Annotated in this window: 23 protein-coding genes, 1 other RNA gene and 1 pseudogene; 14 read left to right on the top strand and 11 right to left on the bottom strand. The window is 62.7% G+C overall.

Going from position 1 to position 21,244, the window contains the following annotated elements; translation table 11 throughout:
* Window positions 1-32 precede the first annotated feature (32 nt).
* Together JW792_RS09060 and JW792_RS09055 are read left to right on the top strand one after the other, a co-directional pair.
* Window positions 33-1,433, top strand: a complete 1,401-nt coding sequence (locus JW792_RS09060; RefSeq protein WP_158291602.1) for a cytochrome P450 — start codon at window positions 33-35, stop codon at window positions 1,431-1,433.
* 89 nt (window positions 1,434-1,522) lie between these two features.
* The gene (locus JW792_RS09055; RefSeq protein WP_135996030.1) at window positions 1,523-2,518 is read left to right on the top strand and encodes a tetratricopeptide repeat protein; all 996 of its coding nucleotides are present in this window, start codon (window positions 1,523-1,525) and stop codon (window positions 2,516-2,518) included.
* Here the strand turns inward: JW792_RS09055 and JW792_RS09050 are convergent.
* Window positions 2,515-2,943 carry a hypothetical protein gene (locus tag JW792_RS09050; protein WP_135996031.1) on the bottom strand — a complete coding sequence of 143 codons (429 nt, stop codon included), beginning with the start codon at window positions 2,941-2,943 and terminating at the stop codon, window positions 2,515-2,517. The two genes, JW792_RS09055 and JW792_RS09050, sit on opposite strands and share 4 nt — an antisense overlap.
* Before the next feature lie 308 nt (window positions 2,944-3,251).
* Window positions 3,252-3,610: a transfer-messenger RNA gene (gene ssrA / locus JW792_RS09045) on the bottom strand.
* On the opposite strand from ssrA, the gene JW792_RS09040 reads away from it, so the two are divergent.
* From JW792_RS09040 to JW792_RS09020, 6 genes and pseudogenes are all read left to right on the top strand, one after another.
* Window positions 3,610-4,275, top strand: coding sequence for a DUF2459 domain-containing protein (locus JW792_RS09040; protein WP_158291603.1), 666 nt, complete (start codon window positions 3,610-3,612; stop codon window positions 4,273-4,275). The two genes, ssrA and JW792_RS09040, sit on opposite strands and share 1 nt — an antisense overlap.
* Window positions 4,268-4,504, top strand: a pseudogene (locus JW792_RS17225) (hypothetical protein); the annotation flags it as partial. The gene JW792_RS09040 and the pseudogene JW792_RS17225, both read left to right, overlap by 8 nt.
* Window positions 4,505-4,537: 33 nt before the next feature.
* Window positions 4,538-5,263: a hypothetical protein gene (locus JW792_RS09035; RefSeq protein ID WP_241094934.1), complete on the top strand. Its 726-nt coding sequence runs from the start codon at window positions 4,538-4,540 to the stop codon at window positions 5,261-5,263.
* A gap of 509 nt (window positions 5,264-5,772) precedes the next feature.
* Entirely contained in the window at window positions 5,773-6,072 is a 300-nt protein-coding gene (locus JW792_RS09030; RefSeq protein WP_135996034.1) for a hypothetical protein, read from the top strand.
* Window positions 6,020-7,039, top strand: a complete 1,020-nt coding sequence (locus tag JW792_RS09025; protein WP_135996480.1) for an RHS repeat-associated core domain-containing protein — start codon at window positions 6,020-6,022, stop codon at window positions 7,037-7,039. The genes JW792_RS09030 and JW792_RS09025 overlap by 53 nt, the downstream gene beginning before the upstream one ends.
* A 9-nt stretch (window positions 7,040-7,048) precedes the next feature.
* Window positions 7,049-7,420, top strand: coding sequence for a hypothetical protein (locus tag JW792_RS09020; protein ID WP_135996035.1), 372 nt, complete (start codon window positions 7,049-7,051; stop codon window positions 7,418-7,420).
* Between the two features lie 344 nt (window positions 7,421-7,764).
* On the opposite strand, the gene JW792_RS09010 is transcribed toward JW792_RS09020, so the two are convergent.
* The 5 genes from JW792_RS09010 to JW792_RS08990 form a co-directional block, all read right to left on the bottom strand.
* Window positions 7,765-8,915, bottom strand: a protein-coding gene (locus JW792_RS09010) for an IS3 family transposase (RefSeq protein WP_420871250.1) whose coding sequence is annotated in 2 segments (ribosomal slippage) — window positions 7,765-8,663 and window positions 8,663-8,915 — 1,152 coding nt in all. Because the reading frame shifts where the segments join, the coding sequence is not laid out codon by codon here.
* 358 nt (window positions 8,916-9,273) lie between these two features.
* On the bottom strand, window positions 9,274-9,684 hold the full coding sequence (locus tag JW792_RS09005) for a helix-turn-helix domain-containing protein (RefSeq protein WP_135996038.1): 411 nt from the start codon (window positions 9,682-9,684) through the stop codon (window positions 9,274-9,276).
* 38 nt (window positions 9,685-9,722) lie between these two features.
* Window positions 9,723-10,172 (bottom strand): hypothetical protein, encoded by a 450-nt coding sequence (locus JW792_RS09000; RefSeq protein ID WP_135996039.1) that lies wholly within the window; start codon window positions 10,170-10,172, stop codon window positions 9,723-9,725.
* 2 nt (window positions 10,173-10,174) lie between these two features.
* On the bottom strand, window positions 10,175-12,184 hold the full coding sequence (locus JW792_RS08995; protein WP_135996040.1) for a TIR domain-containing protein: 2,010 nt from the start codon (window positions 12,182-12,184) through the stop codon (window positions 10,175-10,177).
* A complete protein-coding gene (locus JW792_RS08990; protein WP_135996041.1) occupies window positions 12,181-12,594 on the bottom strand; it encodes a hypothetical protein in 414 nt (137 codons plus the stop codon). Before JW792_RS08990 ends, JW792_RS08995 begins: the two co-directional genes overlap by 4 nt.
* 187 nt (window positions 12,595-12,781) lie before the next feature.
* On the opposite strand from JW792_RS08990, the gene JW792_RS17220 reads away from it, so the two are divergent.
* Window positions 12,782-13,246, top strand: a complete 465-nt coding sequence (locus JW792_RS17220; RefSeq protein WP_206340773.1) for a helix-turn-helix domain-containing protein — start codon at window positions 12,782-12,784, stop codon at window positions 13,244-13,246.
* A gap of 614 nt (window positions 13,247-13,860) precedes the next feature.
* Here the strand turns inward: JW792_RS17220 and JW792_RS08980 are convergent.
* From JW792_RS08980 to JW792_RS08970, 3 genes are read right to left on the bottom strand one after another with little or no spacing between them, the layout of a single operon-like run.
* Complete coding sequence (locus tag JW792_RS08980; protein WP_158291604.1) at window positions 13,861-14,427, bottom strand: RNA polymerase sigma factor; 567 nt, start codon at window positions 14,425-14,427, stop codon at window positions 13,861-13,863.
* Window positions 14,414-14,842: a Spy/CpxP family protein refolding chaperone gene (locus JW792_RS08975; protein ID WP_135996044.1), complete on the bottom strand. Its 429-nt coding sequence runs from the start codon at window positions 14,840-14,842 to the stop codon at window positions 14,414-14,416. Before JW792_RS08975 ends, JW792_RS08980 begins: the two co-directional genes overlap by 14 nt.
* On the bottom strand, window positions 14,839-15,144 hold the full coding sequence (locus JW792_RS08970; RefSeq protein ID WP_135996045.1) for a hypothetical protein: 306 nt from the start codon (window positions 15,142-15,144) through the stop codon (window positions 14,839-14,841). Before JW792_RS08970 ends, JW792_RS08975 begins: the two co-directional genes overlap by 4 nt.
* 270 nt (window positions 15,145-15,414) lie before the next feature.
* Between JW792_RS08970 and JW792_RS08965 the strand changes: the two genes are divergently transcribed.
* The 5 genes from JW792_RS08965 to JW792_RS08945 all read left to right on the top strand — a co-directional run bounded on the left by JW792_RS08965 (window position 15,415) and on the right by JW792_RS08945 (window position 20,904).
* A complete protein-coding gene (locus JW792_RS08965) occupies window positions 15,415-17,277 on the top strand; it encodes a copper resistance system multicopper oxidase (RefSeq protein ID WP_135996046.1) in 1,863 nt (620 codons plus the stop codon).
* On the top strand, window positions 17,277-18,059 hold the full coding sequence (locus JW792_RS08960; protein WP_135996047.1) for a copper resistance protein B: 783 nt from the start codon (window positions 17,277-17,279) through the stop codon (window positions 18,057-18,059). The genes JW792_RS08965 and JW792_RS08960 overlap by 1 nt, the downstream gene beginning before the upstream one ends.
* 11 nt (window positions 18,060-18,070) lie before the next feature.
* Window positions 18,071-19,159 carry a DUF2231 domain-containing protein gene (locus JW792_RS08955; protein ID WP_135996048.1) on the top strand — a complete coding sequence of 363 codons (1,089 nt, stop codon included), beginning with the start codon at window positions 18,071-18,073 and terminating at the stop codon, window positions 19,157-19,159.
* A 42-nt stretch (window positions 19,160-19,201) separates the two neighbouring features.
* A complete protein-coding gene (locus JW792_RS08950) occupies window positions 19,202-19,417 on the top strand; it encodes an SHOCT domain-containing protein (RefSeq protein ID WP_206340772.1) in 216 nt (71 codons plus the stop codon).
* A gap of 158 nt (window positions 19,418-19,575) precedes the next feature.
* The gene (locus tag JW792_RS08945; RefSeq protein WP_135996049.1) at window positions 19,576-20,904 is read left to right on the top strand and encodes an APC family permease; all 1,329 of its coding nucleotides are present in this window, start codon (window positions 19,576-19,578) and stop codon (window positions 20,902-20,904) included.
* Here the strand turns inward: JW792_RS08945 and JW792_RS08940 are convergent.
* Window positions 20,901-21,176 carry a DUF5676 family membrane protein gene (locus tag JW792_RS08940; protein ID WP_135996050.1) on the bottom strand — a complete coding sequence of 92 codons (276 nt, stop codon included), beginning with the start codon at window positions 21,174-21,176 and terminating at the stop codon, window positions 20,901-20,903. The genes JW792_RS08945 and JW792_RS08940 overlap by 4 nt on opposite strands.
* Between the last annotated feature and the right edge of the window lie 68 nt (window positions 21,177-21,244).

Below are 21,244 nucleotides of genomic sequence, written 5' to 3'. Positions count from 1 at the left end.
TAGGCATGCAACCAAGGGGTCAGGAGGCTGCCATGGCCGACATCCGTCATGCCGAGGCGACAGGCCGCGATCGCCCCGAGCGGCGCACGGCGCTGTTCGAGCCGGTCGCCTGCGTGCCGCTGGACCGGCCGGTGAGCCTGATCGAGACGGGGCGTCTCATGCGCGAGAACCCGATGTCGATCCTGCCGGAGGCACTGTTCCGCGAGACCATCCTGACCGGGCCCTATATCGGCAAGTCGGTCCACGAGATCTCCGGGCCGGCCGAGATGAGGTCGGTGCTGCAGGAGAATTTCCACGCCTGGCGCAAGTCGCCGCTGATCCTGCGCATGCTGAGGCCGATCCTCGGCGATGCCATCCTCACCGCCCACGGCGAGAGCTGGCGGCGCCAGCGCATGAGCCTGCAGCCGGCCTTCCTGCGCCGCCGAATCGAGCGCTTCATCCCGATCATGGACGAGGTCGCCGCCGCCACGGTCGAGCGCCTCGCGCGTGCGCCCCAGCCGGTCGAGGTGCAGTCCGTGCTCAACGACGCCACCTTCTCCGTGATCGAGCAGGTGCTGTTCTCCGACGCCGTCGAGTTCGACCGCGCCGGCGTGCGCGCCGCCATCGAGGTCATTCTGGAAGAGACCGGCACGATGCGCATGAGCGACCTGGTGCCGATGCCGGAATGGATGCCCCGCATCATGAGCCTGCGCGCCCTGCGCGCGCGCCATGTCTTTCGCAAGGCGGCGCTCGCCCAGATCCGGCGCCGGCGCGCGCAGGGCGATCCGGGCGACGACCTGCTCGGCCTGCTCCTGAAGATGCGCGACGAGAAGACGGGACAGAAGCTGTCCGACACCGACATCCGGGACACGGTGATGACCTTCATCGCCGCCGGCCACGAGACCACGGCGATCGCGCTGACCTGGACGCTCTACCTCGTCGCCAACGATGGCGAGACACAGGAGCGCCTGCGCGCGGAGGCCGATGGCGTGCTCGACGGCGCGCTCACGCCGGAGGCGATGGCGCGCCTTTCCTTCACCCGCCAGGTGATCGAGGAGGCGATGCGGCTCTATCCGCCCGCACCCATTCTCGGCCGGCGCGCCGTCGAGCCGACCGAGATCTGTGGCCGGCCGGTGAAGAAGGGCGATGTCGTCCTGCTCGCCTTCTACGCACTGCACCGTCACCGCACGCTGTGGGAGCATCCCGACCATTTCGACCCGGACCGGTTCGGGCCCGATCGCCGGCCGCAGGACCGCTATCAGTTCATGGCCTTCGGCGGCGGGCCGCGGGCCTGCATCGGGGCGAGCTTCGCCATGATGGAGGCGGCGATCTTCCTGGCCCGCTTCGTCTCGCGCCTGAGCTTCACGCCGGTCGAGGAGGCGGATGTCTATCCGGTCATGCAGGTCACGCTGCGCCCGCGCGGGGGCATGCCGCTGCGGATCGCGCGGCGCTAGACCGGCACCCTCGCGTCCGTGCCCGAGCGTGCTTGCGCCCGGGCACGCGCGATGCGAGCCTGTCTCCCGGTCCGGCCGGGGGGATGGTCATGATCTCGCGCGTTCAACGTCTTTTCGCCGGCCTTGCCGGTTTGCTGGCGGCCGGCTGTGCCAACACCGCGGCGCTGAACGTCGAGTACGCGCCGCGCGTGCCGGGCGCGGAACGTCTTTTCTCCATCGCCGTGCTCGACTTCGATGGCCGCGGCGGCGTCGCCTTCGCCGATACTGTGGAATCCGAACTCGTCACCGCCCATTTCCGCGGCGCGCCGGCGATCACGGTGGTCGATCCCTCGCTGGCAGGGCCTGGCTTTGCCCGCGGCCGTTTCCGGGACCGCCACGGCTCGCCGGAGGGGCTCGCCGAAGTGGGCGCGGTGCTGGGCGTGGACGGCATCGTCTCCGGCACGGTGCTCGACGAGCGCGTCAGCGACAGCCCCTATACGCGAGAACGCGAGAGATGCATCGAACGCGACGGGGACGGGGACTGCCTGGAATACCGGCTCGTCGTGATCGAGTGCTGGAGCGTGCGCGCCAGCTTCCAGGCCCGCGCCGTGCTCGTGGAAACGGCGAGCGCGGCGGTGCTGTTCAACGACATCCTGTCGGGTTCGAGCAGCATGCATTACTGCGAGGACGAGCGTCTGCCCTATACCGCGAGCCAGCTCGTCGACCAGGCGATGATCGATGCCGCCCGTCCCGTGCGCCGGCTCTTCCTGCCGCACGAGGAGATCGTGCACGCCCCCTTCGCGCATGCGGCCGAGGGGCTTTCCGAGGCCGACGCGGCGCGCTTCTCCGCCGCCTACGAGCTGACCGGCCACGACCGGATGGGCGAGGCGTGCACGGCCTTCGCGGAGCTGGCCCGCGAAGGCGTGGAGAGCGCGGAACTGTTCTACAATCTCGGGCTCTGCGCCGAGCTTCGCGGCACGCTCGAGCCGGCGCTCGCCCATTACGAGCGCGCCATCGCCCTGTCGGCGGAGCGCTTCGGCGATGCCGAGCGCGCCCGCGAGCGGGTGCTGATCCAGATGAGCGAGCGCGCCCGCCTCGACGGCTAGCGCCGCGGGACGGCCATCAGCTGCCGGGTGCAGGGCCGGAAGGTGACCGGCTGGGCCTTGCGCGCGAGAAAGCGCTCCGCCTCGCCGCGCCGCGTGGTCAGCAGCACCTCGTGGCAGCCCCCGCGCAGGGTCTGGGCGAGCAGGAGGGCGGCGGGGGCCTGCACGTCCCCGGCCAGCAGCGCCACCCGGCTTCGCGGCGCCAGGTTCGAGATCATCGAGAAGCGTTCCACGCAGGGAAAGAGCGGGTCGGGAAAGCGCGCACCGGTGAGATCGACCAGGACCGAGCGGATCTGCTGGGCGGGGTAGAAGGCCAGAAAGTTCGCCGCGAACTCGCGCTGGCGCGCCTCGTCGCGCGTGCCGAGGAGCCGCACGGACACGTACCGGCCGGAGTCGTCGGTCGCGATCTGGAAGGTCGGCTGCTTCATGGGGGGCGCGTATAATGAATACGTTCACCGGCATCAATCGCCATCGACAGCCTAGGCGCGAGCCTGTGGATAAGCAGCGACCCGCGCAGCCGGCCAGACCGGCCACGCGCGCCAGGAGCCGCGCAGCAGGCCGCGGGCGTGTTCCACAGGCCGCACGTCTCTGTGGACAGCGGGGATAATCTCTTGCGGCACCCGGCCCGGTTGCGGGCGCGTACCGGCAAAGCTTCGTGGCCGCGCGCGTGGGTGCGGCGCCGAAGGCGTGCCAACGCTGAACCTGCGAGAACGTCGTATCGGAGATCGGAGAGGAAAGTGGGGGCTTCTGTTGCCAGGCGCCCCCGAACCCCGCCTGACCTTGCTAGAGGACAGGACTTAAGAAGCGAGTTGCTCGCGCCGCTTACGCAGCGAGGGCGAACTCTTCAGCAGAGTTGTCGTTGGCAACTACTGTTTACGGGCTTTTGACGGAGCCCATTCGGGCGAAAGCAACGTCTTTAGCCATCCGTCGATCCTAATTCGGCCCCGCAAGACCCGCCCAACGAGCGAGAGGATTTGGTGGAGCCGCCGGGGTTCGCACCCGGGTCCGGTCTGGTTATTGCACGCGCGTTTATCGCCATAGTTCCCCGAAGGGAACGCTCCCAATATAGGCGCGTTGGCGCGAGGATGAAAGGGATGGTGTCCAATCGGGCTGCAGCAGTCCTGGCCGGGCTCGCCCTCGCGCTGCTCCTTGCCGCGGCGTGGGCCGTGCTGCGCCCGCCCGCCGCGCCGCCGCCGGGACCGGGCGATTGCGAGATCGTCGCGGTGACCCGGCGCGCCCTGCACACCGAGATCGTCGTCCCGGCGAGCGCCTTCGGACCGCAGTCCCCGCTGAAGGCCATCTATCCCGGGGCGCAGAGCTACTCGATCGGCTGGGGCGACGCGACCGCCTTTCCCGGCGGGCTGACAGTGTGGACCTCGATCCGGGCGCTCGCATGGCCGACCGCGAGCGTGCTTCACGTCGTTCGCCTCGACGGGGCGCCCGGCGAGGGTGGCGATGCGGTTCCGCTCGCCGTCTCGCGCGAGGGTCTCGACCGGCTTGCGCGCGAGATCGAGGCCGCCTTCGCGCTCGACGCGGCGGGCGAGCCGGTCGTCACCGGGCCGGGCAGGCTGTCCGGACGCAGCGTCTTCGCCCGCGCCGGATCCCGCTATCACCTGTTTCGCACCTGCAATGTCTGGACGGCAGACAGGCTGCGCGCCGCCGGCGCGCCCATCGCCTGGCCCGGCGCCCACCTCCTGCCCTGGACGCTGACCGCGGAGGTGGCCGTACGCGGACAGGAGGCGTGTCCTTTGGATCGTTAGGGCGCGCCAAGTTCGCTGCGCCCGGCATGGAAGGGCCGCTGGTGGAATCTGCCGGTTCGGGCACGACGAACCGGTTCGCCGGGACTTCGATCCCCCGGATCGAAGTCTGATCCGGCTCACTCATGCACGCCGGCGAACGCGGCCTTCTCCGGGCGAACCGCTCCACCGGAGCCTTTCGCCGATCCTTCGAAGGATCGCCCACACCGACAGCGCGGGCAACACCGGCGGCATCAATCTCTACGCCTACGTGGGTGGGGATCCGGTGAATTTTGTCGATCCGTGGGGGTTGAGCGAAATCTGCGCTCCCTCCCTCTGGATCCATTCGGGTCAACCCGTGAGAGATGAAAATGGCAACATCATCGGGCGCGAGGAGGGTAGCCAGCTGCTCTCGACGATCAACACGTGTTACGATTTTAGCGCGCGAAACCGATACGATACCATTTCGTTCTTCGGAGGCGGTGGTGGTGGTGGTGGTGATGGCCGTGGCAAGGAGAAGGACTCTGCAAGGTGTAGAGCCGCAGCTATTACACTACGCGCGGCTCACGGCATTCGTAATTCCGACCTTAACCACAGCCCAGCGAACGTAGATAGTCCAGGGCAATTGGTTGGAACCATCTCCACGTTCGCAGGCCATCTTGCGGCAGGCGGTTCGTTTTCTTCAGGTGCTTGGTTTCACCGACCTTCCGGTTCCTATGGGACATTTCGAAGCTGGGAAGCCGGCGGCGGATTGTCGCTTGGCGGTTCAAATTCTCTATTCTGGCTCGAACAGACCACGCCGGGGGGCTTCGAAGGCACGGGTGTCTCGTTAGCTGGGGCTTTGCTTTTTGGAGGGATGTCGGCGATTGTTGCTAGGGAATCTGGATCAGTGTTTGATGAAGGCACGCTCTCTTTTCGTGGAAGCTCCGCAGGGGTCGCCGGTCTGTCCGGCTATTTGCGAGCTGGCGGGAGTTTCGAAATTACTAGAACGACGGTGTCGTCATGCAAATAAGCCGAGCAACTTACTCTCGGGTCGTCATCGCCGTATTTATAGGCGCCATAGTTTCGTTACTTATTCAAGTGTTCTCTGGTGAGATCAATAATCGTGCAGTTATTACTTATTCGATATTATTTATTTACTTGATTGGGGCGTGGGTCTACCGCGAAGCCAATGTTAAATATAAAAAAATCGCTTGGGGGCTACTGGTGGCTTCCTGCTTGGTGATTACGATTTTTGTATTCCGTCTAATCGGAGTATGAATTATGAATATAAATCTTTTCAACGACTCTCATGATATAGCGTTGGCTACGCCTTTGTTAGTATTTATTGCGTCAATGTCCTCTGAAGGCTTTGCGTTATACACAATTATTAATTTATTTCTAATGGTCGTCCTAATCTCTTCGATACATCTATTTAGACGAGAGAAGCGAATTTAGCACCCGACGGTTCCCGGCACCAATACCGGGACCGACGACGAGATCTACACCTATGCCGCCAACGGCCGGCTGGCGAGCCGGCAGGTGCGCACCGACCAGACCTTCCACTACGGCTACGATAATCTGGGCCGCATCACGAGCGTGTCCGCGCCTTCGGGCACGCCGGGCACGAGCTATAGCTACGACCTGTTCAACCAGGTCAGGACCGTCTCGGCGAACGGGCAGACGATCACCAACAGCCATGACAGCCTGGGCCAGCTTCTCTCCCAGGCCGGTCCGAACGGCACGGTGAGCTATCAGTACGACACCGCCGGCCGGGGTTTCCATCGTGATGCGCGTCCTCGCCCGGCTGCGCCGGTCTGCGGGCGACGCTGGCCCGGCTGACCTGGCCGGACGGGTTCTACGTCGCCTACGATTACGACACAGCCTCCCGCGCACCGACAGCGCGGGCAACCGCACCGCCACGCTCGCCTACGACGAATACGGCAATCCCGGCAGCTCCAATACGGGCCTGTTCCAGTATACCGGCCAGATCGCGCTCTACGACACCGGCCTCTATCACTACAAGAACCGCGCCTACCATCCGGGCCTGGGCATCTTCATGCAGACCGACCCGATCGGCCAGACAGGCGGGATCAATCTCTACGCCTATGTCGGCGGGGATCCGGTGAATTTTACCGATCCGTGGGGGCTGTCGAAAACCTGCACAGGGTCGAGGATCAAGCGGCCCGACAATTACAATTGCTCAAGGACCGGTGCTTCCTGTACAGGCGACTGCAGGGGATTCTATGGCAATCCGAGGTCCGGTTATGTAACGATAACTGACTATGGGGTTGGACGGCCCAGAGAGGGCCGGGCGGGCAGTAGCGGCCGAGGTCTTGTCGGCGTTGTGTGTATCGTGCCCGGAGGAGAATGTTCGTATACGTACGCTATTAGCTTTCAAAGCGCGTCTAACGGGTTGCTTCCCGATCCTCATCCCTCGCTGGTTATCTTGGGGGTAAGCTATGTAAGTTTCGATGATCTAGCATGGCAAGAAATAAGGGATAAGCATACTGTTGGTGGAGCGCGAAACCATGGGAAGTCGACATTTTTTGATGCTGTAGCGCGTAATGATAGGTTGTTTTCCGCATTTTTAATGGCTGGCCTTTCGCAAGGCGTTTTACACACTCAGCTGCAATATAATGGCAACCTCAGGGTGTGGGTTGGCTTCGGTATGGATATTGGCTATGTCTCGATGAACCCTGGAAGTGCAAATACGCGCTTCGCCCGCATCATTTTGGAACCGCTGACTGCAGGACAATACCGAGTATATAACGCGTTTCCCGATTTTCTACCATCGGGCGATATGTGAGAGAATAAGATGAAGGTTTTTCTAAAGCCCTCTACTCATCAATCTGATAATCAGATCGGTGGTTTCGGGCCCCAGAAGGGGAATGTAGATATAACATTCGCATTCGGCAAATGGGAGTATCACTTTTCATCAATAGAGTGGAGCGACTTAGTGGAGGAGATGTCGATTTCAATAATGCGTAGTCTTCTCTTAAGTGAGCCTCAGGAGATATGGGTTGAAGGCGGGCGCATTTGTGGACTATCTTTCGATGGTGATGAATTTATATTCAAGTTTCAAAATTCAAAAGTTTATCGAGTGAGCATTTCCGATGTGATGGTATCTTTAAGGGAAATTGTTAAATATTATCCTTTTGTCGATATAAAAGTACTCCCTCGAGAATGATTGTAAGCCATGAGTTCGGGGGTGCGCCGCGTGTCACGGACTTGAGGAAACCGTGCTAAATTCGGAGGGGGAGAGAGAACGGGGGCATGGTCGTAATCGCGGCTGGTCACGCTCGAGAAAGCGGGGACAGACACCATTTTTCTCCTGAGGCCGCTTCGCGAGCCGGCGGGTGCGCACCGATCAGGTCTTCACCTACAGCTATGACAATCTGGGCCGGCGCACCAGCCTGACGCGCGGCAACGGCACGGTGACGAACTACAGCTTCGACGCGATGAGCCGGCTGGACTCCCTGACCCAGAACCTTGCCGGGACGAGTGACCTGAGCCCCGAGCCGCCCTCGCTTTTTATGGGAGCGCCGCGGTTTGATAGTCCATCTGGTCGGTTTGATCGAGTGCGCCGTGAGCCGAGCCCCTCAAGAGCTCGGGCGATCGGCGCACGGCCGCCGGCGTATGCCCGTTAAGCGCCGAGTGTGGTCGGACGTTGTTGTAGTCGTGCCGCCAGCGGGCGATGACGCGGCGGGCGCGGGACAGGCTCTCGAAGACCTCCTCATTGAGAAGCTCGTCGCGTAGCCGCCCGTTGAACGACTCCACGAAGCCGTTCTGCTGCGGCTTTCCCGGCGCGATGTAATGCCACTCCACACCCGCCTCCTGCTGCCAACGCAGGATCGCCCGGCTGGTCAGCTCCGTGCCGTTGTCCGACACGATCATCGCCGGCTTGCCGTAGAGCCGGATCAGCGCATCCAGCTCGCGCGCGACCCGCTGGCCCGAGAGCGAGGTGTCGCAGACCAGCGCCAGGCACTCGCGGGAGAAGTCGTCGATCACGGCCAGGATGCGGAACCGGCGCGCCGCGCCGAACACATCCGCCAGGAAGTCCAGGCTCCATCGTTCGCAAGGCCCGGATGGCACGAGCATCGGCCGACGCGATCCGGTCGCCCGCTTGCGCCCGCGTCGGCGCTTCACCGCCAGCCCCTCTTCGCGATAGATCCGTCTCAGCTTCTTGTGGTTCATGGTTATGCCTTCACGCTCCAGCATGATGCCGATGCGCCGGTAGCCGAACCGGCGGCGCTCCGCCGCGATCTCGCGCATGCGCTCTCGGACCTCCGGATTATCCGGCGGCCGTTTCCGGCGAACGGTCTTGGGATCGACGCTCACCAGCCGGCAGGCTCGACGCTGGGAGATCTGGTAGCGCTCCATCAGCGTCACAGCCGCACCGCGCCGTCGCCGGGGCGTCGTCAGTTCTTTCCCAGCAGATCCTTGAGCATCGTGTTGTCCAGGACTTGCTCGGCCAGAAGCCGCTTCAGCCGGGAGTTCTCGTCCTCAAGCTGCTTGAGCCGTCGGGCGTCCGACACCTCCATGCCACCGTACTTCGACTTCCAGCGATAGAAGGTGTTCGTGCTGATCCCGTGCCCGCGGCAGACCTCCGGCGTCGGCCGCCCCTGTTCCTGCTCACGCAGGATCGAGATGATCTGCTCCTCGCTGAACCTGCTCTTCCTCATGGGTCCGTCTCCTTGTTGAGCGGACTCCCATTTCAAATGCGGGGCCAAACGGGGCGCAGGCCACCAGATCACCTCGATGATGCGCTCGAACACGGCGCTGCGCGTCTGCAGGCACGGTGGCGACCTCGATCAGATCACCAGCGTGACGAACGAGACCGCGCCCGGCTATGACGAGCGCGGCAATCTGACTTCGTATGCGGGCGTGAGCTGCGGCGGAGCCTGCCCACCTTCCGCCTCAGCCCATCACGAAGGCAATTTGCCAGAAAATGGGGTTTCAGCTGGCGACACTTCCAAGCACCGGCGTGAACCCAGCTGGGCCGTTAGATGTGGTGTCTGGGTTAGGGCCAAGAGGTCCGCATTACTCTCGCTCTTGGGCAACTGTTCGGATCGTCTCGATGATGTTGTACCGAACCTTCGGACTCATCGTGTTGAGCGATTGGAGCACTTCCTGCGCCACGTCGGCCTTCAAGTTCGGATAGTCGCCGAAGGAGGAGGCGGCAGCCGCGTCCGCTTTTCGGCCGGTGCGTTGAGCGCCGTCGAAAAAGAAGCTCATCGGTACCTGTAGAGTGTCTGCGAATACGTGGAGGCGCGAGGCCGGAATCCGGTTTGTTCCGCGCTCGTATTTCTGGATTTGCTGGAAGGTCACGCCAACCGCCTCACCGAGCGCCGTTTGAGACAATCCTATCATCTGACGGGCCACACGAAGCTGCTTACCGATGTGGCGATCCAACTCGCCGGCTTCCCGAGGCGACTTATCTGATGCTTTCATCTTCCTCTTCCTTTTGCGATGGGTAACTGCCGGCTAAGTCAGGATGGACCCGCTTGACGATCCCGATTGTCGATCGTCGGATCGGTAGCGATAAGCTGGCCAGTGGTCTTGTGCCGCATCACGATCTGATACCGGTGCGCGCAGAAGGCTTTGCAGGCGTCTTTCAGTAAGACCGAGTTTTGCCCGCTGTCTCCGAACTCCACCGTGAAATCTCCGTCATCGGGAAAGATCGCCAGACCGGGCCAGTTCTTCCCTGCGAGGTCGAAGTTTTCGAAGGCCCAGTCCTCGCTCATTGAGGCAAAGATGAGGTCGGTCGGGAAGTCGACCCCGAAATTTCCACTTCCTTCACCGACATAAATCTTGTGGGTCTCCACGAACTGACCATCCTTGACCTCCGTCGCGGGCAGCACGTGCACGCCAATATGGAGGATGTTGCGGGCGCTCAGCCCGAGGCTTTCAAAACGCTGGACCTGGCTGGGTATGGACATCGTTAATTCCTTGCTGCTGGTGATGATTGTAGCTGTGCCGTAAGTGCCTGCTGCTGCCAGAACGCTATGAACTCAGGGTGTGCATAGCCGTCCTCGATCAGAGCGTCGTGCAGGTCGAGGGCAATATCGCCGTCGCCAAGACGCAGCGTGATGCGGCTAAGGAGATCGCGCTCGCGGAAGGAGCGAAGCGAGCGGTCGGCAAGCCGATCCCGAGCCTGTCGGTAAGAGTTCTCGGCTTCCTCGCTACGCTGTGCGCCAGAGAGCGCTTCGCCATGCAGGAAGTAGGCTTCAGCGGCAAGCTCACTAGCGGCTGCATAGCCAGCTCCCAACGCTTGTTCGGCAGCGAGGATAGCTTGGCTTGCATCGCTGAGAGCGACATCATGGGCACCGGCCGACATCGCGATCTCGGCTCCGAGGAGATATATCATCCCGCGTTCCAGATGACGTTCATCGTCCGAGCCTTGCTCGTCCTCCAACGTACGCACCCGCCGAGCTTCTCCTTGAAGGAGTTGGGCTCTCGTGAGGTCATCCTGCCTGAGAGCCAGCCGGGCCCGATCACTTAGAGCGATCATGTAGATGCGCCTGGCTCGGCTATTGGAGGGGCTTTCAGAGAACAAGTCTGCGGAGAGATTCAGACTTTCTTCCATTTCCACTGTCGCATTGGAAACATCGCCAAGCATGGTGAGCAGAACTGCGTACTCTCGGAGAGCTCGCGCTAGTGCCTCTCGGGTATCATAGTCGTCCGGACGTGAAACGAGCTGCGCACGGTAGGCGGAGACCTCTGCGCGTCGGCTCTCCAGCGCTGGACGGAGTTGACCTCTCGCGAGATATGCGTTTGCACGCCATCCTTGGACGTTAGCGATGTCAGCCGGGGTGACGACACCCTCTTCAAGCGGCCGGCCGCTGAGATCGCGTATTCCTTGATCAAGGAGGTCCGCGGCTCGATCGGGGTTCCCGTTTTCGAGCGCCATGATCCCTAGATTGTTTGCTGCATGGCCAGCCTCAGCTAGGTAGAGCGGATTATCCTCATCGATTGAGACGAGCTGATCACTGAGTGATTTGTAAGCTTCCAGTGCCTCCATTGCAGCGCTGAGATCGCCGGCGCGATACGCACTGTTGCCTAACCAGAATGCCGACTGTGAATGCGCAAAAATCCGTTCCGGCTCGTTGGGCGTCTCCTGAAGAAGCTGAGCAGTGATATCGAAGGCGGCTTGAAATGATTCCCGCGCGCCATCCGGGTCGCCGTGGACGTCGCGCGCCTCACCGATGAAATGTAGGATCTGGGCGCGCCGCTGAAGTTCGTCTGCATCACTTTCGGTCTCCAGGCCGAAGGACTGCATCATCTCATCTGCGATTGAGATGAGCGTGTCCCTTCGAGCGGCTGCCGGAAGTTGATCAGTGAGTTCTACGACCAGTCGGCTCGCAAATTCCTGCGATGCTCTCGCTCTCTCTGCATTCTCGGAAGCGACCATGTGATTCCATGTTCCCCAGGTGATAGCGCCGATCGCCAGAAGCGCTGTGCCGGCAGTGAGCGCGGGTGCGAGGCGGTACCGGATTTCTCCAGCCGGAGCAGCGTTGCCTCCCGGTTTGCCAATCCGTGCGCTCAACACATCGGCAAGGCGCCTTAGCGATTGTTCGCTTGAATCTATCTTCCCGGCTGTGGGAGGAGGAGAAATTGGCGTCAGGAAGCCCTCGCTGTCGCGCTCGGAGAGTAGGACAGGTGGGAATGTCGGGGTGTCGGCCTCCACCGCCAGGGGGAGGATTAAACTGCGATCGCGCTCGTGTGCCTCAAGGAAGCTCTCGATCGCGTGCGTGACATCTGTGGCGCGGACGGCAGCTGGAGAGCAAAGCAACACAAGGTGCGAGGCGAGCGTTGTGCCAACCGTCTGGTCGAACAGGCCCACAGAAAGCTCTTGGGCTCTGAGCGCCGTCCAGAGGCGTTCTGCGTATCTGCGGTCGTCTTCAGCAAAGACGATAACAATGTGTGTACCAGCGAGGGATGTGGCGTTCATTCTGACGCCCTCCGCACTGCACGAAGCAAGCTACCGGGAAGCCCGCTGGAGGGGGGCTGGGCGGTTACGCCGCCTTCTGCGATCGCGCTCACATGCTCGACGAGCTGGCTCAGCTCTGAAGGCGTCATGCCGGCGGCGGTGTGATAAAGTTCAGCGATGACGATTTCGAGTTCCGGCATGCTGCCGGGCTCGTGAATCTGGAAGGTAGACAGCGGCACCTCAAGGATACGGGCGATTTCAATAAGCTCGCCGAGGCGCGGCTCTTCCCCAGAAAACAGGGCCTTCAGTCGCGGCTTGCCGAGAAGATCGACTAGCTCGGATTCAGCTTCGAAACCCCGGTGCGTCGTTAGAAACTTCAGCATTCCGGCAAAGCGCTCGCCTGCGCTTTTCCACCGTCCGTTCGTCGCCATCCCGTCCCCCAACCCGATGATCGAATGGCAACTCTAGCAATATATCGCCCAACAAGCTAGCGTTGATTGTTCGAGCGACCTGAAAGGCGATCCCTACTTAGGGCGATGCCGATGTGCGGGCTATTTAAGCACTTGAGCTCAAAGGATTATTTTTCGTTGTTTACCCTTTTTCCCGCACTGCCGGATCGTGTTCCGGACGTCCAATCCGGCGGGGCTCGCAAGCGTTCCTGGAGGGTTGCCTCGACGACTCGCTGCCCGCCGTATTGAGCTTGGCCTTACAAAGCGCGAAGTGGCTGAGCGGATTGGTGTTCATCATGAAATGATCGGCCAATGGGAGCGTGCGGAGCATGAACCCCGCTGTCGCTATATGCCGGCAATCATTGAATTTCTCAACGATGATACCTGGCTCCCGGCGCTCACATTCTCCGACCGGCTGAAACGCTTCCGGCAATCTCGGGGATGGTCTCAGAAGCGTCTTGGCAAGTGGCTTGGATGCTCGGAGCGCCCGATCGGGAGGTGGGAGGATGGCCAATACCCGCGGTCTCAGGTGACGGCAAAAATCGAGGAGCGGATCAAAGGTTCGACTCCGAAATCCGATCGTCAGCGCGCGGGTCCGGGAAAAAGGTCAACAATCGAGCGGCGGACTCAATGAGGTGCCAGTGGACAGGTCCCGTAAATATTTCCGTCTCGGTGCTGTCCGATTTGCAGCGCCAGCTGAACGAGCTGAGCGGTGGAATTGAATAAAGCTTGTCGAGCATGTTCTGGGTCTGCCCGCTTACCGCGTGTCGGGCGAGCAGCCGAGGCGGCATCCGATCGCCTCCACCGAGTGGCCCCGGCGGATCGCGCGCCGCGCTCGCGCCCGGTCAGCGTGTTCGAGCCCATGAGCCCGGTCTTGTCGTGAGCTTCGATCCGGCGGCGCCGGGTGAGCGTGCGGTAAAGTGCCAGGTCACAAGTGGAGAGCCGGAAAAGGAGATTCCGGTAATTCCGGCATAGAAGCAGTAGGGGGGCGTTTGAACTCACAGTTTCATTTCAGAGCCTGCGGACTGCGAATAATCTCCAATATGACCATTTGTCAGGAAACCTAGGACACTTAGAGCGGCTGGCTCATAACCCGTTCGGTGGAGTGTAGTTTATTAGAATTTGGGTTAGGCGCATCGATTCGGCGGTTGTGGGCGTCCGTTTTGAGTTGCTGAGCCGGTCGTTTCGAAAGGTCGATGCCTTTCTAAAAGTTTTTACTGAGCGAAATCCGGTTGCGCCTGCCATGAATCATCTCAACTCAGACTTCAGCTTGCGTCTGGCCCGGTGAATGCGCACTTCAGCCGCTTTCGCCGAAATGCCCATGACCTCCCCGACTTCGGACAGGGAGAGGCCTTCCACCGAGGCCAGGAGGAGTGGTGTGCGCAGGCCTTCGGGCAGGCGCGCGATCGCGTGCTGGGTCTCGATCAGCGTCTGACGGTCGGAGACTTCTGTCTCAGGCGAGGGCGAATCCGACGCAGTGCGCTCGAGCGTCTCCTCGACGCCGATCCACTTCAACACGGCGCGGCGGCGAAACAGGTCGCGCATCTTGTTGCGGGCGATGGCGAACAGCCAGGTCTGGAAGGATCGCGACTGATCGTAGCGGTGAAGGTTCCGATAGACGGCAAGGAAGGTTTCTTGCGCAATATCATCGGCATCGTCTTCGCTCAGCCCTTGAGCGATGGCGAAGCGCACGAGGCGCGGGCCATCGCGCATCATCAGCCGATTGAACGCATTACGATTACCCTCACGCACGGCGGACACAAGGGGTTCGCCAGAAGATGCGCTCGAGGACTCTGGCCGATCAGCCTTGGTCATCGAAGGCGCGCGCCAGCAAGGAATCGAATTCGGCGGCCTGATCGGGTCCGAGTTCGGCGCGCATTTCCAGGATATGGTCGAGGGTGGCAAGCTGCAGTGCCAGCATTGCGTCGTGATAACGCGCGGTCGCAGCCATAACATCCTCGGACAGGGCTTTGTCGCGGAGGAGCGCCTCGCCGATTGCCTCGCGCGCCTCGGCCAGCTCGGTCTCTTTCGCGCGCCGGAGCGAGGCAAAGCGCGCCTCAATTTCCTCGATGCGCGCCTCCTGGTCCGGATCGAGATCGAGTTCGTCATGGATCAGGACGTGGAAACTCTCGCCCGCCGGGGCCTCGCTTCCGAGCCCGATACCGATCCAGACCCCCAGAAGCCCGCCAGCGAGCCCGAGGATTGCTGCGAGCAGACCCGACCGGATCATCGCCCGGCTCCTTCGTCGAACGAAACGAGCGCATACGGTCCGGACGGGTCGAACGCATCCAGGATATCACGATCATGGGCCTGGGCCGCGTTCACACCGGCAAGACTTCCCGCGATCAAGGCGAAGGCGGCCGGCGCCGTGCGCCACGACAGCGCCCGGGCGATCTGGCTGATCGGACCGGTCGATGTCGGGCGCTTTCCGGCGACCCTGCTCCAGAACATCCGTGTAAAGTCCGGCCGCAGACTTCGGGCGGATTTTCGCCCCAGCTCATCAAGACGGAAGTTGAGATCGCGGTCGTCCATTGCGCTACGGTTCCCTGGCGGAGTGGGAAGAAATGTCGAGGTGAAACCCATTACGCACTGTCACCGCCCGTCCCTCAAGCCGATAACAGTCGCGTCTGAGAGCTAGTCTGGTTGATGCAACCGATTTGAGGGAAGGAGGCTTGCGGGCCGTAGTGGTTTTGTGTCGGCCGTCGCAAGCGGCCGGGGCGCGTTCGTCCGGATGCGCGTTTGCGGGCACTTCGCGACGCTCGACGCGCACGTGAGCCAAACAAGATATGAGGGCTTTCGAGCATGACGTTTGTCAACCGGCGCAATTTTCTCGCCACTGGCGCCGCAGGCGGGCTCGCCATTTCCGGCCTGCTGCCGGCTTGGGCGCGCAGCGGAGGCGGATTGGCGCCGCAGAACGTGCTTAGCGGTACCGTGTTCGACCTGACGATCGGGCGTACCCCGGTTCGCATCGACGGCCGGCCCGGACGGGGCATTACCATCAACGGGACCATTCCCGCACCGCTGCTGCGCTGGCGCGAGGGCGACGAGATCACGCTACGCGTCACGAACACGCTGGACTCGGATACCTCCATCCACTGGCACGGCATTCTCATTCCCTTTCAGATGGATGGCGTGCCCGGGGTCAGCTTCCCCGGGATCCGGCCCGGTGAGACCTTCACTTACCGCTTCCCGGTGCGCCAGGCCGGCACCTACTGGTATCACAGCCATTCCGGCCTGCAGGAGCAGCTCGGCCATTACGGACCGATCGTGATCGATCCGGCCGGCCCGGATCCGGTGGAGTTCGACCGCGAATACGTCATTGTCCTGTCGGACTGGACTTTCATGGATCCGCACCGGCTTTTCGACGAGCTGAAGAAGAGCGCGGACAGCCTCAATTATCAAAAGCGTACCTTCGCCGACTTCCTGGCCGATGTCAGCGAGGACGGCCTCGGCGATGCAATCGCGCAGCGCGACATGTGGGCGCGAATGCGCATGATGCGCACCGACATCTCCGACGTAACGGGCGCGACCTATACCTATCTGATCAACGGGCACGGCCCGGAAGACAACTGGACCGCCGTGTTCAATCGCGGCGAGCGGGTCCGCCTGCGGATCATCAACGCCTCGGCAATGAGCCTGCTCAATTTCCGCATCCCCGGCCTTCCCATGACGGTCGTCCAGGCCGACGGGCTGAACGTCCAGCCGGTCGAGACCGACGAATTCCAGATCGGGGTTGCGGAAACCTATGACGTGGTCGTCGAGCCGCGCGAGGATCGGGCCTACGCGATCGTGGCAGAAGCAATCGACCGCTCGGGGATGGGCGTCGCCACGCTGGCCCCGCGCCCCGGCATGCGCGCCGAAGCTCCGCCGCTTCGCGAGCGTCCGCTGCTGACCATGACCGATATGGGCATGGGCGGTCACGCCGGCCACGGCAGCGCCATGGGCGCCGGCGCGGGTATGGCTATGGATCATGGCTCCGGCGGCGATCACTCGGCGATGGAACATGACGGCCCAGCCCACGGAGCAATGGATCATGGCTCGATGGATCACGGCGCAATGGCCGGTGGCGCCACCGGCATGGTCGAGCACCACCATCCGCAGGGACCGGGCGTGGCCAATGTTGCGATGGCCCCGGTCAGCCGCCTCGACGAGCCGGGCATCGGGCTGGACGATGTGCCCCACCGCGCGCTGAGCTACGCCCAGCTCCGCAGCCTTGATCCCAACCCTGACACGCGTGCGCCCGGCCGCGAGATCGAGTTGCACCTGACCAGCAACATGGAACGCTATATGTGGTCGTTCGATGGTGTGCGCTTCTCCGAGGTCGTCGAGCCGATCGTCTTCCATCAGGACGAGCGGCTGCGCCTGACCATGGTGAACGACACCATGATGCCCCATCCGATCCACCTGCACGGCATGTTCTTCGATGTGGTCAACCACGAGGGCGATCACCGGCCGCGCAAGCACACCATCATTGTGAAGCCGGGCGAGAGGCTCTCGGTGGACATCACGGCGAACGAGGTCGGCGACTGGGCTTTCCACTGCCACCTGCTCTATCACATGCATGCCGGGATGATGCAGGTCGTCTCCGTGCGCACAGACGCGGACAGCTCCCCCGATGCCGACGCTCATGCCGGCCATCACGCTCACATGACGGGGAGGGACTGATGCGCGCTCTTCTGACGACCACTGTGCTCTGTGCCGCCCTTGGAGCGCCCGCGATCGCGCAGGACGGTCAATGGTCGGCCGCTGATGAATACTACGACCCGGCCGAAATGGACGAGGCGCGCCGCCAGCTTCAGCACGAGGGCGGCGGCACGCGCTACCTCTTCTTCCAGGCCGACCGGCTGGAATACCAGTCCAATGACGGCGCGCCTCTGCTCGTGTGGGACGCGCAGGGCTGGTATGGCGGCGATCTGAACCGGATCTGGGTCAAGACCGAGGGCGAACACAGCCTGGAGGAGGACTCCATCGAGGGCTTCGAGATCGAAGCGCTCTACAGCCGCGCCATCACACCGTATTTCGACCTGCAGGCCGGCCTGCGCCAGGATTTCGATCCAGATTTCGCGACGACCTACGCCGTGGTCGGGCTGCAGGGGCTCGCCCCGTACTGGTTCGAGGTCGATGGCGCGGCCTATCTCAGTGAGGACGGTGACCTGACGGCTGGGTTCGAGGCCGAGTACGAGCTGCTGCTCACTCAGCGTCTGATCCTTCAGCCTCGTGCCGAGCTGGCCTTTGCGGCCCAGGACGTTCCAGAACTCGGCCTCGGTTCAGGGCTCACCTCGGCAGAAGCCGGGGCGCGGCTGCGCTATGAAATCGATCGCCAGTTCGCCCCCTATCTGGGCGTGAGCTGGCATGAAAAATTCGGCGAGACGGCCGATTTTGCCCGGCTCGAGGGCGAGGATACGCACAGCGTCTCCTTCGTGCTCGGTCTGCGGCTCTGGTATTGAGGGGGAATTTCATGGATTCGCTGATCGAACCGAACCTGCATCCGATCTTCGTTCATTTCGTCGTCGGATTGTTGTTCACGAGCGCGCTTGGCCTGGCCGCGAGCAGCTTTCTTCCGACCGATGCGCGCTGGCGCTCGACGCTTCAGGCGGCTGGCGACTGGATGCTGGGGCTGGGAATTCTGGCCGCGCTCGGAGCCGTGATCGCCGGTTTCGACGCCTATTATTCGGTCGCCCACGACGGCCCCTCCCACGCGGCCATGACCACGCACCGCAACTGGGCGCTGCCCACCGTAGCGGTATTTGCCGGCCTCGGCGTCTGGCGCTGGCTGAAGCGCTCGGAGCAGCCCAGCCCACTCTTCGCCCTCGCCGGGCTTGCCGGCGCCGCGCTTCTGACCGTGACGGCCTGGTGGGGCGGGAATCTCGTCTTCAAGCACGGGCTGGGCGTGGAAAGCCTGCCGGCCGTGACCGGAGAGGGCCATGACCACGATCACGGCGATGGCGGGCACGCTCACGCGACCGGTGAAGACGGCAGCGATGAAGCGGGTAATGACGCTCATGGCGAGGGTGGCCACGCCTACGATGGGGAAAGCTCCAGCGATCACGCTCACACCTCTGGCAACGGCCATGCGCAAGCCGGAGCGTCGGCCCAGCCGATGCCCGGTACGCCCGAGGCGACGGCGCTCGACTTTCACGCCGCCCTTGCCAGCCAGGACGAAGCGCAGGTGCGCCGCCTTCTCGCGGACGACGTCCTGATCCTGGAATCGGGAGGTGCGGAGCGTTCTCTCGCGCAATACGCCTCCCACCACATGATGTCGGACATGGCGTTTCTGTCGAGCGTGTCGAGCGAGACTCTGTCGCAAACCGCCGAGATCTTCGGCGATACCGCCTGGGTGGCGACGGAGACCGCCCTTCGCGGCCGCTTCAACGACCGCGAAATCGCCGTGAAAAGCCAGGAGAGCCTGGTGATGCGCCGCGAGGACGATCGCTGGATAATCGAGCATGTTCACTGGTCGAACAGTGCGCTGCCGGAGGCCGCGGCGCAGTCCCAGCAAGCGCAGGATCCTGAAGCCGAACACGACCATGATGACCATGAACACTGATCCGGGCGATGCCCGAACCGGGAAGAAGCAAGGAGGCCTGCCATGATGGACGGATGGGGACACGGACTGTTCGGCGGCGTCTGGATGATCCTTTTCTGGGGCGTCATCATCGCCGCTCCGGCCTTGCTCGTTTGGCTCGCCGTTCGCGGCAGCCGACGCGGGAGGCAGCAGAGCGCACGCGAGATTCTCGAAGAACGCTATGCGCGCGGCGAGATTGACGCAGATGAGTTCGAGGAGCGCAAGCGTAATCTCGACTGATCCGCCCTACCGATCGGTGAGGGGGCGTCGACCTGGCCATAGCCTTCGAAGTCGGGGATCGGACTTCCCCGGTCGGGGCGAGCCGTGGCGGACGCGCGGTGTTCCGCGATGGATCGAATGAAGCGATAGCACGAGCCAGAAAGTTTTAGGGGGCGCTGATGGAAGAGCACGGCCGCGAGGCGCAATACCGGGAAAACAGCCTGACTTTGCTGGGCGCGGTGGCCATGGGCACGGGCGTGATGATCGGTGCGGGGATCTTTGCCCTGGCCGGACAGATTGCCCAGTTCGCCGGGCCGCTCTTCCCGCTTGCCTTTCTTGTCGCAGCGGTGATCAGCGGATTCAGCGCCTATACTTATATCAAGGTCTCCAACAAATACCCTTCGGCGGGCGGAATCGCCATGATCCTCGAGAAGGCGTACGGCCCGGTCACCGTCACCGGCGGCGCCGCGCTGTTGATGGCGTTCTCAATGATCATCAATGAAAGCCTCGTGGCGCGCACCTTCGCGACCTACACGCTGCAGCTCTTTCCCGGCGAGCAGCACCCGGTCTTCGTACCGATCCTGGCGCTCGGGCTGATCGTGTTCGCGTTTCTCGTCAATATTGCCGGAAACCGGTTCGTCGGCGGGCTTTCCAAGGGCGCCGCCGTCGTGAAGATCGGCGGCATCCTCGTCTTTGCGCTGGTTGCACTCGCCGCAGCCGGTTTCAGCTTCGAGCCGTCGCAGGCGAGCCAGGGCGCTGATGGCTCCATCACCGGATTTCTTGCCGGGGTGGCGCTCGCTATCCTGGCTTACAAAGGCTTCACCACGATCACCAATAGCGGGGCGGAAATACGCCATCCCCACCGCAATGTCGGTCGTGCGATCATGATCGCACTCGCGATCTGCCTCGTGGTCTACATGCTCGTGGCCTGGGCAGTCGGCTCCACGCTCTCGATCAACGAGATCGTGGCTGCTCGCGACTATTCCCTGGCGCAGGCCGCCCGCCCGGCTGTCGGAGAAGCCGGCGTCTGGTTCACCGTCGCCCTTGCCATCGTCGCCACGGCGTCCGGCGTTATCGCGAGCATTTTCGCGGTCTCGCGAATGATTGCCATGCTCACCGACATGAAGCTGGTCCCGCACAGCCATTTCGGCATGCCGGGCCACATCCAGCAGCACACGCTCGTCTATACCGTGGTGGCCGCAGGGCTGCTCGCCGCTTTCTTCGATCTCGGCCGGATCGCCTCCATGGGGGCGATCTTCTATCTGGTCATGGACATCATCATCCACTGGGGGGTGCTGCGGCGGATGCGCGAAGACGTCGGCGCCAATCCGTTCGTGCTGATCGCGGCAATCATCTTCGATCTCGTCGCGCTGGGCGCCTTCATCGTCATGAAGCTGCTCACCGATCCGTTCATCATCGCGGTCTCGGCAGCGGGTATTGTCTCGATCTTCGTCTTCGAGGCCGTCTATCTCGCCCGGCGCAACTCCGACCCCGAAGCGGACGCTTAGGCGCGCTTCGCGAAGAAGCGCCAGAGCGGAACGAAAACTACGGCGATATACCAGCCGTAGAGATAGGCGCCGATGGCACCGAAGACGAAGCCCGGCCAGGTCAACCATTCGAATCCGGGCAATAGCGGCGCCCAAGCTTCGTGCATGTGGAAGCGGGCCGGCATGACGAGGCCGAAACCGACACAGAGCAGGTAGCTTACGAGGAGAAAAGCGGACAGGGCGAGCCCGGTCACCTTGATGCTCAACGGGCGGGCCGGAACGGGCGTATTCATATCGATAACTCCCTCTTTGCAGCGGCACCGTCATTCGCGGTGGCTTGCAAAAGAGAGTACGCATTGAC

The sequence above is a fragment of the Marinicauda algicola genome, from assembly GCF_017161425.1.
Classification (GTDB): Bacteria; Pseudomonadota; Alphaproteobacteria; order Caulobacterales; family Maricaulaceae; genus Marinicauda; species Marinicauda algicola.
Note: the sequence above shows the minus strand (reverse complement) of the source record. Positions and strands in the feature narration are given on the sequence as shown.